We start from the raw sequence: 13644 nt of genomic DNA, 5'->3' as shown, positions 1-13644 counted from the left end.
GTCCCGACGGCTGCAGTGCACTGGAGAAAAGCATGTCCTTCGTTGTTTACCTTTCCGGCGAGATCCACACCGATTGGCGCGACGAGATCCGTCGCGGCGCCCTCGCGCGCGGCCTCGACGTCACCTTTACCTCGGCTGTCACCGACCACGACGCCAGCGACGCCGCGGGCGATTCGCTTGGCCCCGAGAGCACCGGTTACTGGCGAGATCACAAGTCATCCCTGGTCAATTCCATCCGCACCCGCAACCTCATCGAGAAGGCCGATATGGTGGTGGTGCGCTTCGGGGATAAATACAAGCAGTGGAACGCCGCCTTTGACGCGGGTTACTGTGCCGCGCTCGGCAAGCCGTACGTCACGCTGCATGCCGAAGACATCATTCACCCGTTGAAGGAAGTCGACGCCGCAGCCCAAGCGTGGGCCACCACCACCGAGCAGGTGGTGGATATTCTGGCCTACGTGCTGCGAGGCTGAGCGCGTTGCAAAAAAAGCCCGCTTAGCAGCGGGCTTTTTTTGCTGCTCGATGCAGGGGTATGTCAGCGCAGGTTGGCCATGCGCTCGACCAGGCGGCCGTTGGCCTTGTCGATCAGGTCCTGGCTCAGTGCGCCGTAGCGCTCCGCGTCGGCCTGTACCTCGAAGTCACGGCGTTGATTGGTGCCGATGCCGCCGATCGAGCGAATCACGTTGATTGCCACTTCGGCACCTTTGGAGGCGTCCGAGGTGGTCTGGATGACCTTGCCGAACGGTTCCTCGGCATACATCGGCTGGCCCAGCTTGATGCTGCTGAAATGGTTCGACGCCAACATGCCATCGCCGCCGAACAGCGAGATGCCGCCACCGGGGGCCAGTGTCAGCGCCTGCCCGACCTCCACCGCGGCAGTGTTGCGGAACTGGCCGCCGTAGCCGTCGGAGCCGGCGAAGTCGATCACGTAATACACCGACAGCACCTTGATGCCGGTCTTGCCGTACTGCGTCATGGCTGCGGTCGAGGCGTTCGCGAAGCCGAAGCCACCGGTCTTGTCGGATTCGCCCAGAAACCAGTAGAGATCACCGTGACTGGTCGGTGAAAACGTCGTGATTTCGGTCTGGTCGCCGAAGAACGAAGCCTTCTTGCGTTGCGGCGACTCTTCCGGCTTGGCCTTGGCGAAATCGGGATGGGCCTTGAGCTCCTTGCGGTCGATGATCGTGTAGCCCGCCTGCGTGATGCGTGTGACGAAGTCGGCATAGGCCGCATCGGTGATTGCCTGCATCTGCGCCTCATCCACACCGGTGAGCTTCATGCCGGCCGTTGCGTTGCCGCCAAAGCCGCCGAACAGCCCGCCGCCGGCCTTGCGAGCCTCGATCTTGCCATGCACGAAGCCGACCTTGAAGGAGCCGATGGCGACTTTCTGCGCCCCCTTGAACGGTGCTTCGCGCTCTACCGTGATGTCGTCGGCTACGGCCAGTCCCATGAAGCCGGAGCGTTGCGCGGTCGGTTTCTTGACCTCATCGGTACTGGTCACCGCCGCGCAGGCGGTGAGGCTCATAACCACGATGGCGACTGCAATGCTGCGAATCATGTTCACGCTTGTCTCCTTGATGGGAACGAAATGCATCACGCCGCGTGAGCATTTCGGTCGCGAGTATGCGGTGGTGCGGATCTGTCGTCAGCCGCAGACTGTCTCGGATTAGTTAATTCTTCACAGGATTTATGTGATTGTTTTAAAGACGGTTTTTGGCTGATCCGTCTTGCCTTCGGCGAAGCGCCTAGAATGAGCGTGAAGGAGAGGGCCATGGACATGAAGCGCATCCAGTCGGGCAAGTTGCGCGCAGTGGGGTACGACTCCCGCACGCGAACGCTGCGGGTCGAACTCGAAGGCGCTGTCTTCATCGATTACGCCAATGTCGGCGAAGAGGTCTGGCGCCGTCTGGCCAGCTCGTCGTCGGCCTGGAGTTACTACCGCGACAATGTCGAAGAGGAGTTCGCCGGCCGGCGCGTCTCGGCCAACCAAGGCAAGCGGAAAAATCCGCTGGACGATTTGTTCGGCAACTAGAGGCGGGCAGGGCCATTCGATGGGACATCGCGAACGTCACCGCACGCAGCACACCGGCTGGCTTCGCGCCGCGGTGCTCGGAGCCAATGACGGCATCGTCTCCACTGCCAGTCTGGTGTTGGGGGTGGCCGCGTCCGGCGCGGGCACTCACACCATTCTGGTAGCGGGACTTGCGGCGCTGGTGGCGGGGGCCATGTCGATGGCGGCAGGCGAGTATGTGTCGGTCAGCTCGCAGGCTGACACCGAGCGCGCAGACCTCGCGCGCGAACGCCGCGAGCTGGCCGAAGACGCCCCTCACGAGCACGAGGAACTCACCCTGATCTACATGGGCCGCGGGCTCGACCGCGCGCTTGCCGAGCAGGTGGCCACGCAGTTGATGGCGCACGATGCCTTGGGTGCGCATGCGCGCGATGAGTTGGGTATTTCCGATGCGCTGGCGGCGCGCCCGGTGCAGGCGGCTCTGGCCTCTGCCGCAAGTTTCGCAGCAGGGGCAGCCTTGCCTTTGGCCATGGTGGTGGTGCTGCCGGAGTCTGCCCTGATGTGGGGCTTGTCCGGCGCCTCGCTGACCTTTCTGGCTGCACTCGGCTGGCTCGCAGCGCGAGCAGGCGGTGCCCCTGCGTTCGCATCGGTGGCGCGCGTGGTGTTCTGGGGCGGTCTGGCCATGGCGGCTACCACCGCCATCGGCTCGATGTTCGATGTGGTCGCCTGAGACCGCCGCGGCCCGCTACGAGCTTGAGCGGGGCGAGCGCGATACCGGTGCTCCTGAGGCCTGAATCAGCTCGTTTCTTCGCTTTCCGCGTTGGCCTGTGTCGTGGTCGGCGCCTTGCGCGTGGCCGGCAGCGCCGGGTCGAGCAAGCGATCTCCCTTGGCGTCACGAATACGCGTCACCAGCCCCATGCGGTTCATGCGCGCGACGAAGGGGCGCGGGTCGAGGTCTTCGACGTTGGCCATGGCGCGGGTGTCCCAGGTGCCGTCGGCAATCAGCAGGGCCGCGGCCACGACGGGCACGCCGGCGGTGTAGGAGATGGCCTGGCTGCCGACTTCTTCGAAGCAGGCGGCGTGGTCGCAGACGTTGTAGATCAGCACTTCTTCGGCTTTGCCGGCCTTGTGGCCGCGGATGACGTCGCCGATGAAAGTGTTGCCGGTGTAATCGGCCGCGAGCGAGGCCGGGTCGGGCAGTACGGCCTTGACCACTTCCAGCGGCACCACGGTTTGGCCGCGCGCCGTGCGCACCGGTTGCTCGGACAGCAAGCCGAGATTCTTCAGTACCGTGAACACGTTGATATAGTGCTCGCCGAAGCTCATCCAGAAGCGGATGTCGGGCACGCCGAGGTTCTGCGACAGCGAATGAAGTTCGTCGTGGCCGGTGAGGTAGCAGGTGGCCTTGCCGGTCACCGGCATGTCCCAGTCCTGGCGCCGCTCGAACATGGCGTTGGCTTTCCAGGCGCTGTTCTCCCACGACCACACGGTGGAGGTGAATTCGCGGAAGTTGGTCTCGGGGTCGAAATTGGTGGCGAAGTAGCGGCCGTGGCTGCCGGCGTTGATGTCGACGATGTCGATGGAATCCACGCGGTCGAAGCAGTGGTCCACCGCGTAGCGCGCGTAGGCATTCACCACGCCGGGGTCGAAGCCCACCCCCAGCACGGCGGTGACGCCGGCCTGGCGACAGGCTTCGCGGCGTTTCCACTCGTAATTGGCATACCACGGCGGCGTCTCGCAGACCTTGGCGGGGTCTTCGTGGATGGCCGTGTCGAGGTAGGCCGCGCCAGTCTCGATGCACGCCTGCAGCACCGACATGTTCACGAAGGGCGCGCCGACGTTGATGACGATCTGGCTGTCCGTGCGGCGAATCAGCGCCTTGGTGGCTTCCACGTCCATCGCGTCCAGCGCGTGGGCCTGCAGCCGGCCGGGCTCTTGCAGGCTGTCCTTGTCGCGCACCGATTCGATGATGGCGTGGCATTTGGCCAGCGTGCGCGAGGCGATGTGGATGTCGCCCAGCGCGGCGTTGTTTTGCGCGCACTTGTGGGCCACCACCTGGCCCACGCCACCCGCACCGATGATCAGGACATTGCGCTTCATTGTCTGTTTCTCCTCATCCGGCTGTGCCGCCTGCGTTCAGGACAGGCTGCCCACGTAGTCTTCGTATGAAAAGTCGCGCACCAGGCGCACGCTGCCGTCCGTTTCACGGATGGCGATGGACGGCATATGCACGCCGTTGAACCAGTTCTTCTTGACCATCGTGTAGCCGCCGGCATCGCCGATGGAGATGCGGTCGCCGACCTGCAGCGGGCGCTCGAAACGCGCCTCGCCGAAGATGTCGCCGGCCAGACAGGTCTTGCCGCAGATCTGATACACGTGCTCGCCCTGGTTGGCGCCGATGGGCGCGGTCTCGCGGTAGATCAGCAGGTCGAGCATGTGGGCCTCGGTGGAGCTGTCCACCACCGCCAGTTGCTTGCCGTTGAAGCCGGTGTCGAGCACGCTCACTTCCAGCGTGGTGGTGTGGCGCACGGTGGCTTCCCCGGGCTCCAGATACACCTGCACGCCCCAGCGCTGGGCAAAGCTGCGCAGGCGTTCGCAGAAGGCCTCCAGCGGGTAATCGGCCGCGGTAAAGCTGATGCCGCCACCCAGACTCACCCAATCCAGCCGCTGCAGGATGTCGCCGTAGCGTTGCTCGACCTCGCCCAGCAGGGCGTCGAAGCGCGCGAAATCACGGTTCTCGCAGTTGTTGTGGATCATCACGCCGCTGATGCGGTCGAGTACTGCGCGGATGCGCGCCGGGTCGGCCTCGCCCAGCCGGCTGAAGGGGCGCGCGGGGTCGGCCAGGTCGAAGCCCGCATGACTGATGCCGGGGTTCAGGCGCAGGCCCACCGGCTTGCCGCCGGCCTGCGCGGCGAAGCGCTCAAGCTGGTTGATGGAGTTGAAGATGATCTTGTCGCAGTGCGCGACGACCTCGGCGATCTCGTGGTCGGCAAAGGCCACGCTGTAGGCGTGCGTCTCGCCGCCGAACTTCTGCTGGCCCAGCTTCACCTCATACAGCGAGGAGGAGGTCGTGCCGTCCATGTGCTCGCGCATCAGGTCGAATACCGACCAGGTGGCGAAGCATTTGAGCGCCAGCAGCACCTTGGCGCCGGAGCGCTCGCGCACGGTATCCATGATGCGCAGGTTGCGCAGCAGGGCAGCTTTGTCGATGAGGTAGTACGGGGTGGGGAGGGTGTCGTGCATCGGAATCGTCATGGTTCGCCGTGGGCCGTTACCGCGCGCTTGCGGGCGAGTTTTTCGGGCTGCGGCGTGGTTTCGCCGAGATGGTCGATGATCATCGGGGGCTGGTCAGGGAAGCTCGCCACCAGCGTAAGCTCACCGCCGATGCTCTCGACGTAGTGACGCAAGGTGGACAGCAGCAGGTCGCTGCGCTTTTCCAGCCGAGAAATAGTGTCCTGCCCCACATCCAGCGTGGTGGCCAGGTCATCCTGCGTGAGGCCTGCGCGCTTGCGCAGCTGCTTCAGGCTGGCGTGCTGCATGCCGGCATCCAGCGGCAATGAGGGCGTTGTGGCAGGGCGCGGCGACGTGCCGGCGGCGTGCTTCTTTCCCATGCGGCGAACCTTTCGGTACAAAACAAGGGCTGGATTATGGCTTAAAAGCCATATGGATCAAAGTGCATTAAAAGTGTCATGAAAACGGGCCCGGCCCAGGCGCACGGCATGCGATGAGTGTGCTTCTGCGTGCCGAATGCGGCGAACTTTCGCGGCTTGCGGTTGGCCCAAGCGGCGAAATCAACTATTTTTGCGCCTCGACGTCCAACCCGCTTCAGTCACGAACGGATAGCCAACCCATGCTGCACAAGACCGCCGCCCTGTTTGCCTTGCTTGCCTCGACTGCCGTGTTCGCGCAGAGCACGACCACTGTCGACGGCTGCAACATCCGCCGCGGCACCTTCTGCGTGAACATGAACCTGAATGGCGCCGATCTGCCCGGCGTGAATCTGGCCAACTCGCAGTTCACGCGTTCGCGTCTGGCGGGGGTCAATCTCACCGGCGCGACCCTCAACGAAGCCAATCTGTCGAATGCCGTGCTGACCGATGCCACGCTGGTGGAGGCCTCGCTGCGCCGCATCAACGGCCGCGGCGCCAACTTCAGCCGGGCCGACCTGACGGACGCCAATCTCGAAAACGCCATCCTGCAGAATGCCAATTTCACCGAGGCCACGCTGACTGGTGCAAGAATGGCCAATGCGGACCTACCGAACGCACGCTTGGGCGCGGCGAACCTCGACAACGCCGACCTGAGCCGCGCCAACTTGCGTGCCGCGCAATTGCGTGGTGCTTCGTTGAAGGGGGCCGACCTGCGCGGAGCGAACCTGTCGCGGGCCGATCTGACAGACGCGGACCTGACCGACGCCAACCTGGATCAGGCCAACTTCCTGAACGCGCAGACCGCAGGCTGCATCGGCTGCCCGTAAGCGGGTGGCCGGTGGTCGGGCAGGGCCTCAGCCGCCGCGCAGCGCGCGGTCGAGGATGCTGCCGAAGGGCTCGGCACGCATGAAGCCGACCACACGCAGACCGTCGATCTCCTGACCTGAAGGGTCGAAGAACACGATCCCCGGCGGGCCGAAGAGGTTGAAGCGGGCCAGCAGCGCCTTGTCGTCGGCGTTGTTGGCGGTGACATCGGCCTTGAGCAGCAGCATCTGGCCCATGCGTTCGGCCACCGCAGCGTTGCTGAAGGTGAAGCGCTCCATTTCCTTGCACGACACGCACCAGTCGGCGTAGAAATCGAGCATCACCGGACGGTTCGCCGCAGCGAGACGCGCCTCGAGTTCGGCCACGCTGCTCACGCGCTCGAACTGCGGCGCATTCACCGCGGCCTGCGCCACGCCGCCACGCAGCACCGACAGCGGTTGCAGCGGGTCGCGCGAGCCGGCCAGCAGGCCGATCAGCATCGCAGCACCCGCCAACAGCAGTGCCACACCAGCCCCTTTCCAGAAGCGGCGCCAGCCGCCGGCCTGTGCGGGCAGCGGATCGAGCGCGTGCAGGAAGATGCCTGAGAACAACAGCAACAACGCCCAGCCCAACATGTTCGCAGCTGCCGGGATGACCGGAGAGATCAGCCACAGCGCCACGGCCAGCAGCATCACGCCGAAGGCCTTCTTCACGCCCTCCATCCACGGCCCGACCTTGGGCAACAGCGAGCGAGTGCCGACGCCGATGGCGATCAGCGGCACGCCCATGCCCAGCGCCATCAGGAACAGTGCCGCGCCGCCCAGCACGGCATCGCCGGTCTGGGCGATGTAGAGCAGGGCGCCGGCCAGCGGTGCGGCCACGCAGGGGCCGACGATCACCGCCGACAGCGCCCCCATCAGCGCCACGCTCCCCAAACGCCCGCCCTTGCGCTGGTTGGCGGATGCAGTGAGTTTGCTTTGCAAGGCCGTGGGTAATTGCAGTTCGAAAAAGCCGAACATCGACAGCGCCAGCACCACGAACACCGCGGCGAATGCGCCCAGCACCCAGACGTTCTGCAGCGCGGCCGACAGCATGGTGCCGGACAGCCCGGCCGCGACGCCGGCCAGCGCATACGTCACGGCCATGCCCAGCACGTAGGCCAGCGACAGCACGCCGGCGCGCGCGTGGCTGACTTGTTCGCCTTGCCCGACGATGATGCCGGACAGAATCGGGATCATCGGGAAGGTGCACGGCGTGAGGGCCAGCAGCAGACCGAAGCCGAAGAAACTTGCCAGCACCAAAGGCAGGCTGGCCTCGCGCAGCAGGCGTGCGACGCGGCCACTTTCGTCACCGCTGGTGGCGCTCGTGGCCGTCGCCGTGGGCGCGGGGTCGCCAGACGCTTGCGGAGCCGGGGTGGCCGGGCTCAGCGCACGATCCAGCAGGCCGCCGGCTTGGCCGGCTGTGGCGTCGCCGAGTTCGACGCGCACCGTGCGGGTCTCGGGCGGGTAGCAGATGCCGCCGTCCCAGCAGCCCTGACTCTTCACCTCGATCTCGACGGATGCGGTGTCGGCCGGTGCATTGATCGGCAGCAGGATGTTCAGGCGCCCGCGGTGAATCTCGGTGTCGCCGAAGAATTCGTCCTTGTAGGTCTGGCCGGGCGGGATCTCGGGTGTGCCAAGCGTGACGCCTTCGGTGAGCGAGGTGAAGCCCAGCTTGTCGTCATACAGGTAGTAGGCTTTGCGCGTGTCGAAGCGCAGCTCGACGGTGTCGGCGCTGAGCGCACGCGCGCTCAGCGGAAAGGCTTGCTCCGGCGGCACGGGGTCGGCCAGAGCCGGGGTGGCGACGAAGGCGGCCAGCAGGGCGAGCAGGGCGAACAAGCGCGGCATGAACATTCTCGTGGTGGGCTGCGGGCGTGTGACCTTCATTGCGATGCCCGGTTCTCGTCGGAGGTTTCGGCCACCACCCACGCGAGATAGGCGGGCAGTCCGGCTTCGACCGGCAGCGCGATGATCTCGGGCACGTCAAACGGGTGCGCCTCGACGATCAGGCGTTGCACCTCGGCGTAGCGGCTGCGCGTGGTCTTGATGATCAACGGAAATTCCTCGCCCTCTTCCACGTGGCCATTCCAGTGATACACCGAGCGGCACGGCGCCAGCGCATTGACGCACGCGGCCACGCCGGCTTCAACCAGAGCGCGGGCAAGTGCGCGCGCGGTTGCTTCATCGGGGGCGTTGGTGAGAACAACCACAACTTCGGACATGAGTCGCTCCGCGAGGCTCGGAATCGGCCGCCATTATCAGGGAAATGCGGCGGCGCGGCATTGTCGTGCAGCAAACGGGCCATTATCATCCCGTGATCCGGCCGTCCGCTGCCGAGGCGTCGTGCGCAGCAGATCATCCGCGCATCCCCCGCGCCAACCGCTGTTCCGGCCTGCCGCCGGAAGTCGTCGCAAGGAGAACAGGTGTGCGTGTACTACTGTGGATCGTCATCGGCGCGCTGTTCGTCTACATGCTGCTTCAGCTCAACCGCGCCCGCATTCTGCGCGCCGGCATGAGTTTTTACGATGGATACGACGCCGACGAACCCGAGCCGCCGTCACTGTCGCAGCCGGCTCAGGCCATGCCTGCCGCAGCGTCCGCCCCGGCCTTCGAGACGGCGCTCGACAACAGCGCTTGGCGTGGCGAGGTGGATGCCTTGCGCGAAGAAGTGCAGCAGCAGCGCACCACGATTTCCACCCTGTCACAAAGCCTGGATGCGCTGCGCGAGCAGATCGAGTCGATCAGCGCCGCGCAAGGCATTTCCCCCGAGTACAACGAAGCACTGGTGTGCGCGCGGCGCGGTCTGGACGTCGAGGCCATTGCCGAGCGCTGCGGCATTTCCGTGGCGGAAGCCGAGCTGGTGCGTTCGATGAGCGAACGCCAAGGGAGTGACGATGCGCAGCGGCCCTGAGATGTTCAAACCGGCGCAGAGTGCGCGTGGTGCCTTGATACGCGCGGGCGTTGCCGGCCTGCTGCTGGTCGTGTTGTTGTTTGTCGTGTTGTCGGGTGGCGAGCAAGAGCAGGCCGAAATGCCTGTGCCGCCGGTGGTCGAGGCACCGCAGCCGGTGCAGCGGCCGGGGTTGGCCGAGCCGATCCCGGTGGAGCCCGCCCCGGCGGACACGGCCATTGCCGTGCCGGAAGCTGGCAATGAGACGTTCGCCGAACCCGCGCCCGATCAAGCGGTGGCGCAGCCCGAACCGGCCTCGCCCCCGCCCTCGGATGAACAGCCGATCACACCTCCGCCGACTAAATCCGCGCCGGCGCCCAAGCCGGCCCCTGCGCCCGCCGCCAAAAAGCCTGCTGCCGCGTCACCTCCCGCGAGCGCATCGCACATGCTGCAGCTTGGCGACTTCGGCCCCTTGCCGGTGGCCAAGGGGCAGTTGCACGCGGCGGCTCCGCTTGGCTACGCGGGGCGCATCATGCATCGTGTGCTGATCGGCCCCTTCGCCACGCGTGATGCAGCGCGCAGCGCCATCGAAAGCGGCGCAAAAGGCTTGCTGGTGCAGGCAAACGGAAGCTGGTGGGTGCAGGCCGGGGTGTTTTCCGATGCGGACAACGCCGAGCGCCTGCGTGCAAGTCTTGCCGGCGCGGGTCGGCAGGTCGCGGTCCATGGCCGTGCCGAGCTGGGGCCGTTTGCGAGTCGTGGAGAGGCAGAGAGGGCGCTGGCCGAGGTGCGTACGGCATCCGGCGAAGCGCTCAAAGAGGCTGTCATCGTCAGCGTGCGCTGAGTGCGCCGTCACCGTTTCAATGCATTGAACGAGGAGAAATCAGCATGATCATCGACAGCCCGGTGCTCGGCACCGTCGAAGCCGCGGACGACAAAATCATCGAATTTCCGTCCGGCCTGACGGGGTTCGAGAACCTCAAGCGCTTCGCCTTGCTGCACGACGAGGGCGAGGCCGCGAGCGATCTGTTCATGTTGCTGTCGGTGGATTCGCCGGACGTGCTTTTTTCGGTGACGGATCCGTCCAGGGTGTCGGTGCATTATGAACTGCAACTGACCGATGAGGAGTCGGCCGAAATCCAGCTCGACGACCCGGCGCATGTCGCCACGCTGGTGATCCTGCGCCGCGACGACAGCGAGGGCGTGCCCGAGGGTGCCGGCCTGCGTGCCAACTTCATGGCGCCGCTGATCCTCAATCTGGCCAGCCGCCGCGGTTTGCAGAAGGTGCTCAGCCGCGTCGATTGCGAAGTGACGCTGCGCTCGGTGTAAGCACAGACCGGGCAAGGCTTCAGGGCACCTCGCCCAGGCGCTTTTCGATGCGGCGCGCGAACACGCTCATTTCTTTCTCGGCCTGGCGGTCGCCACGTTGTGCGGCGGCGGCAATGCCGTCGCGGTAAGCGTTCAGCGCCGCGGCATTTTCGCCGCATTGCTCGAGTGCCTTGCCAAGGCCTTTCCATGCCGCCGAATAGGTGGCGTCAAAGCTCAGCGCGGCGCGAAAGTGTTCCGCCGCCTGCGCGGCGTTGTCGGCCAGCCAGGCATTGCCCAGCGACAGCCGCAGCAAGGCGCCGTCGCGCGGCCCACCGAGCAGTTTTTCCAGCTTTTCGATCATCGGGTTCATCGGCACGTCCGGGTACAATCCGCGCTTGTCTGAGGACCTTCAAGGATACCGAACATGAGCCGTAGCATCATTTCCACCCCCGCCGCCCCGGCTGCCATCGGCACCTACTCGCAGGCCGTGCGCGCCGGCAACACCGTGTATATGTCCGGCCAGATCGGGCTCGACCCCGAAACCATGCAGCTCGTGGATGGTTTCGAAGCGCAGACGGTGCGCGTGTTCGAAAACCTCAAGGCCGTGGCCGAGGCATCCGGTGGCTCGCTGGCCAAGGCCGTGCGCCTGACCATCTACCTCACCGATCTGGGCAACTTCGCCAAGGTCAATGAGATCATGGCGCGCTATTTCGACCAGCCCTATCCGGCGCGTGCCGCGGTCGGCGTCAAGGAATTGCCCAAGGGCGCCGTGGTCGAGGCCGACGCCATTCTGGTGCTTGACTAAGCACCGCCGCCGCATCCCGCATGAGCGCCCGCCCGAGCGCCTCCGCCGCGAAGTCGGGCGACGCGCTGGCCAAACGCCTCGCCAAGCTTGACATCCATCGCCAGCAGGATCTGCTGCTGCACCTGCCGCTGCGTTACGAAGACGAAACCCGCGTGGTGGCGATTCGCAGTGCGCGTGAAGGCGTGGCGGTGCAGGTCGAAGGGGAGGTCACTTCGTGTGAAGTGATGCTGCGCCCGCGCCGCCAACTGGTGGCACGCGTGCGCGACGACAGCGGCGAGCTGGCCGCGCGCTGGCTCAATTTCTACCCCTCGCAGAAAAAGCAGATGGCCGAAGGCCGCCGCGTGCGCCTGTTCGGCGAACTGCGCCAAGGGTTTTTCGGCGCCGAGATGGTGCACCCGCGCGTTCGCGCCGTTGATGCCGGCGAGGCCCTGCCCGAGGCGCTGACGCCGGTGTACCCCACCACCGCGGGCTTGGCGCAGTCGGCGCTGCGCAAGCTGGTGGCGCGCGCGCTCGACGCGCATGCCGAGCGCGAGCTGCTTCCCGCCGAGGTGCTGCGCGAATTGCGTTTGCCGAGCTTTTCGGCGGCGCTTGAGGCGCTCCACCGGCCGGCGCCGTCGGTGTCCATCGCGGCGTTGGAGGCGCATGACCATCCCGCATGGCGGCGCATCAAGTTCGAAGAACTGCTGGTGCAGCAGATCTCGCTGCGCCGCGCCTACAACGCGCGCCGCGAAAAACGCGCCCCGGCGCTCAAAGCGCGCCTCGACCTCACGCGCAAGCTCACGGAGGCGCTGCCGTTCGCGCTGACCGGCGCGCAGCGCCGCGCGGTGGGCGAGATTGCGCGCGACCTCGCCACCCCGCACCCGATGCAGCGCCTGCTGCAGGGCGACGTGGGCAGTGGCAAGACCATCGTCGCCGCCATGGCCATGCTGCAGGCCGTCGAGAACGGCTTCCAGGCCGCATTGATGGCGCCCACCGAAATCCTTGCCGAGCAGCATTACCTGAAGCTCGCCGGCTGGCTCGAGCCGCTCGGGCTGGAGGTCGAGTGGCTGGCTGGCAGCCGGCCCAAGAAAGAACGTGAAGCCGCGCTGGCGCGACTGGCCGCGGGCGAGAGCATGCTGGCCGTCGGCACCCACGCGCTGATCGAAGATCCGGTGGCCATGCCGCGCCTGGGGTTGGCGGTGGTGGACGAGCAGCATCGCTTCGGCGTGCGCCAGCGTCTGGCGTTGCGCGAGAAGGCCGCTGGTGGCCTCAACCCGCACATGCTGATGATGTCGGCCACGCCCATCCCGCGCACGCTGGCGATGACGCATTACGCCGACCTCGACGTGTCGGTGCTCGACGAGTTGCCGCCGGGCCGTACGCCGGTGCTGACCAAGCTGGTGTCGGATGCGCGTCGCGACGAAGTCATCGCCCGGGTGGCCGACGCCTGCGCCGAAGGTCGGCAAGCCTACTGGGTGTGCCCGCTGATCGAAGAATCCGAGGCGCTGCAGTTGCAGACCGCTCAGGACACCTTCGAACGCCTCACCGAAGAGTTGCCCGATTTGCGTGTGGGCCTGGCGCATGGCCGCCTCAAGTCGGCCGAGAAGTCCGCCACCATGCAGGCCTTTGCCGCCGGTGAGCTGGACGTGCTGGTGGCCACCACGGTGATCGAGGTGGGTGTGGACGTGCCCAACTCCAGCCTGATGGTGATCGAGCACGCCGAGCGCTTCGGTCTGGCGCAGTTGCATCAGTTGCGCGGGCGAGTGGGGCGCGGCACGGCGGAGTCGGTGTGCGTGCTGCTGTTCTCCACCGAGCAGCCCTTGTCGGAGACCGCACGTGCGCGCCTGAAGGTGATCTATGAATACACCGACGGCTTCGCCATCGCGCGCGAAGACCTGCGCATTCGCGGCCCCGGCGAATTCGTCGGTGCCCGCCAGAGCGGCGTGCCGCTGCTGCGTCATGCCGACCTCGAGCTCGACGCAGATCTGGTGGAGCCGGCCCGTGCCGCGGCCGAGCACATGCTTGCGCAGACACCTGCTGCGGCCGACCGCTTGATGGAGCGCTGGCTGGGCGGGCGCGAGGGTTTGCTGCGCGCCTGAGGGGCGCCGGGTCGGAGTGTCATGACGCATCGGTTAAGATGTGCGCCGACCCGACTGCGTGCCTTC

16 protein-coding genes are annotated in these 13644 nt (G+C 66.1%); 9 read left to right on the top strand and 7 right to left on the bottom strand.

Annotated features, from left to right (window positions below; genetic code table 11):
• Positions 1 to 32: 32 nt before the first annotated feature.
• Entirely contained in the window at positions 33 to 473 is a 441-nt protein-coding gene (locus AC6H0W_RS01550) for a YtoQ family protein (protein WP_497575349.1), read from the top strand.
• A gap of 62 nt (positions 474 to 535) precedes the next feature.
• Here the strand turns inward: AC6H0W_RS01550 and AC6H0W_RS01545 are convergent, their stop codons facing one another.
• Entirely contained in the window at positions 536 to 1564 is a 1029-nt protein-coding gene (locus AC6H0W_RS01545; RefSeq protein ID WP_497575348.1) for a hypothetical protein, read from the bottom strand.
• 207 nt (positions 1565 to 1771) lie between these two features.
• On the opposite strand from AC6H0W_RS01545, the gene AC6H0W_RS01540 reads away from it, so the two are divergent.
• Both AC6H0W_RS01540 and AC6H0W_RS01535 read left to right on the top strand, forming a co-directional pair.
• Positions 1772 to 2032 carry a KTSC domain-containing protein gene (locus AC6H0W_RS01540; RefSeq protein ID WP_497575347.1) on the top strand — a complete coding sequence of 87 codons (261 nt, stop codon included), beginning with the start codon at positions 1772 to 1774 and terminating at the stop codon, positions 2030 to 2032.
• Positions 2033 to 2051: 19 nt separating this feature from the next.
• Positions 2052 to 2741 (top strand): VIT1/CCC1 transporter family protein, encoded by a 690-nt coding sequence (locus tag AC6H0W_RS01535; protein ID WP_497575346.1) that lies wholly within the window; start codon positions 2052 to 2054, stop codon positions 2739 to 2741.
• Positions 2742 to 2806: 65 nt separating this feature from the next.
• Here the strand turns inward: AC6H0W_RS01535 and AC6H0W_RS01530 are convergent, their stop codons facing one another.
• Genes AC6H0W_RS01530 through AC6H0W_RS01520 form a run of 3 tightly spaced genes read right to left on the bottom strand, consistent with a single transcriptional unit; the run spans position 2807 to position 5622 of the window.
• On the bottom strand, positions 2807 to 4111 hold the full coding sequence (locus tag AC6H0W_RS01530; RefSeq protein ID WP_497575345.1) for a saccharopine dehydrogenase family protein: 1305 nt from the start codon (positions 4109 to 4111) through the stop codon (positions 2807 to 2809).
• 36 nt (positions 4112 to 4147) lie between these two features.
• Positions 4148 to 5266: a carboxynorspermidine decarboxylase gene (locus tag AC6H0W_RS01525; RefSeq protein ID WP_497575344.1), complete on the bottom strand. Its 1119-nt coding sequence runs from the start codon at positions 5264 to 5266 to the stop codon at positions 4148 to 4150.
• Positions 5263 to 5622, bottom strand: coding sequence for a helix-turn-helix transcriptional regulator (locus AC6H0W_RS01520; protein ID WP_497575343.1), 360 nt, complete (start codon positions 5620 to 5622; stop codon positions 5263 to 5265). Before AC6H0W_RS01520 ends, AC6H0W_RS01525 begins: the two co-directional genes overlap by 4 nt.
• Positions 5623 to 5861: 239 nt before the next feature.
• Here AC6H0W_RS01520 and AC6H0W_RS01515 point away from each other — a divergent pair, with 239 nt between their 5' ends.
• Positions 5862 to 6488, top strand: coding sequence for a pentapeptide repeat-containing protein (locus AC6H0W_RS01515; protein WP_497575342.1), 627 nt, complete (start codon positions 5862 to 5864; stop codon positions 6486 to 6488).
• A gap of 27 nt (positions 6489 to 6515) precedes the next feature.
• Here AC6H0W_RS01515 and dsbD read toward each other — a convergent pair whose 3' ends face one another.
• The gene (gene dsbD / locus AC6H0W_RS01510) at positions 6516 to 8351 is read right to left on the bottom strand and encodes a protein-disulfide reductase DsbD (protein ID WP_497575341.1); all 1836 of its coding nucleotides are present in this window, start codon (positions 8349 to 8351) and stop codon (positions 6516 to 6518) included.
• Between the two features lie 35 nt (positions 8352 to 8386).
• Positions 8387 to 8725, bottom strand: a complete 339-nt coding sequence (gene cutA, locus AC6H0W_RS01505) for a divalent-cation tolerance protein CutA (RefSeq protein ID WP_497575340.1) — start codon at positions 8723 to 8725, stop codon at positions 8387 to 8389.
• Between the two features lie 203 nt (positions 8726 to 8928).
• Here cutA and AC6H0W_RS01500 point away from each other — a divergent pair, with 203 nt between their 5' ends.
• Genes AC6H0W_RS01500 through fliW form a run of 3 tightly spaced genes read left to right on the top strand, consistent with a single transcriptional unit; the run spans position 8929 to position 10716 of the window.
• Positions 8929 to 9414 (top strand): DUF2802 domain-containing protein, encoded by a 486-nt coding sequence (locus AC6H0W_RS01500; protein ID WP_497575339.1) that lies wholly within the window; start codon positions 8929 to 8931, stop codon positions 9412 to 9414.
• A complete protein-coding gene (locus AC6H0W_RS01495) occupies positions 9398 to 10231 on the top strand; it encodes an SPOR domain-containing protein (RefSeq protein ID WP_497575338.1) in 834 nt (277 codons plus the stop codon). Before AC6H0W_RS01500 ends, AC6H0W_RS01495 begins: the two co-directional genes overlap by 17 nt.
• A 44-nt stretch (positions 10232 to 10275) precedes the next feature.
• The gene (gene fliW / locus AC6H0W_RS01490; RefSeq protein WP_497575337.1) at positions 10276 to 10716 is read left to right on the top strand and encodes a flagellar assembly protein FliW; all 441 of its coding nucleotides are present in this window, start codon (positions 10276 to 10278) and stop codon (positions 10714 to 10716) included.
• A 19-nt stretch (positions 10717 to 10735) separates the two neighbouring features.
• Here fliW and AC6H0W_RS01485 read toward each other — a convergent pair whose 3' ends face one another.
• A complete protein-coding gene (locus tag AC6H0W_RS01485; protein ID WP_497575336.1) occupies positions 10736 to 11065 on the bottom strand; it encodes a hypothetical protein in 330 nt (109 codons plus the stop codon).
• A 54-nt stretch (positions 11066 to 11119) separates the two neighbouring features.
• Between AC6H0W_RS01485 and AC6H0W_RS01480 the strand changes: the two genes are divergently transcribed.
• The gene (locus AC6H0W_RS01480) at positions 11120 to 11500 is read left to right on the top strand and encodes a RidA family protein (RefSeq protein WP_497575335.1); all 381 of its coding nucleotides are present in this window, start codon (positions 11120 to 11122) and stop codon (positions 11498 to 11500) included.
• A gap of 20 nt (positions 11501 to 11520) precedes the next feature.
• Positions 11521 to 13578 carry an ATP-dependent DNA helicase RecG gene (gene recG / locus AC6H0W_RS01475; RefSeq protein ID WP_497575334.1) on the top strand — a complete coding sequence of 686 codons (2058 nt, stop codon included), beginning with the start codon at positions 11521 to 11523 and terminating at the stop codon, positions 13576 to 13578.
• The last annotated feature ends 66 nt before the right edge of the window (positions 13579 to 13644 follow it).

This window comes from Pseudazoarcus sp. NS20, assembly GCF_059703745.1.
Note: the sequence above shows the minus strand (reverse complement) of the source record. Positions and strands in the feature narration are given on the sequence as shown.

Coding starts and splice junctions, on each gene's coding strand:
- AC6H0W_RS01515 (WP_497575342.1), top strand. CDS start 5,862: ATGCTGCACAAGACCGCCGCCCTGTTTGCCTTGCTTGCCTCGACTGCC.
- AC6H0W_RS01535 (WP_497575346.1), top strand. CDS start 2,052: ATGGGACATCGCGAACGTCACCGCACGCAGCACACCGGCTGGCTTCGC.
- AC6H0W_RS01495 (WP_497575338.1), top strand. CDS start 9,398: ATGCGCAGCGGCCCTGAGATGTTCAAACCGGCGCAGAGTGCGCGTGGT.
- fliW (WP_497575337.1), top strand. CDS start 10,276: ATGATCATCGACAGCCCGGTGCTCGGCACCGTCGAAGCCGCGGACGAC.
- AC6H0W_RS01530 (WP_497575345.1), bottom strand. CDS start 4,111: ATGAAGCGCAATGTCCTGATCATCGGTGCGGGTGGCGTGGGCCAGGTG.
- recG (WP_497575334.1), top strand. CDS start 11,521: ATGAGCGCCCGCCCGAGCGCCTCCGCCGCGAAGTCGGGCGACGCGCTG.
- AC6H0W_RS01520 (WP_497575343.1), bottom strand. CDS start 5,622: ATGGGAAAGAAGCACGCCGCCGGCACGTCGCCGCGCCCTGCCACAACG.
- dsbD (WP_497575341.1), bottom strand. CDS start 8,351: ATGCCGCGCTTGTTCGCCCTGCTCGCCCTGCTGGCCGCCTTCGTCGCC.
- AC6H0W_RS01550 (WP_497575349.1), top strand. CDS start 33: ATGTCCTTCGTTGTTTACCTTTCCGGCGAGATCCACACCGATTGGCGC.
- AC6H0W_RS01525 (WP_497575344.1), bottom strand. CDS start 5,266: ATGACGATTCCGATGCACGACACCCTCCCCACCCCGTACTACCTCATC.
- AC6H0W_RS01485 (WP_497575336.1), bottom strand. CDS start 11,065: ATGAACCCGATGATCGAAAAGCTGGAAAAACTGCTCGGTGGGCCGCGC.
- AC6H0W_RS01480 (WP_497575335.1), top strand. CDS start 11,120: ATGAGCCGTAGCATCATTTCCACCCCCGCCGCCCCGGCTGCCATCGGC.
- cutA (WP_497575340.1), bottom strand. CDS start 8,725: ATGTCCGAAGTTGTGGTTGTTCTCACCAACGCCCCCGATGAAGCAACC.
- AC6H0W_RS01540 (WP_497575347.1), top strand. CDS start 1,772: ATGGACATGAAGCGCATCCAGTCGGGCAAGTTGCGCGCAGTGGGGTAC.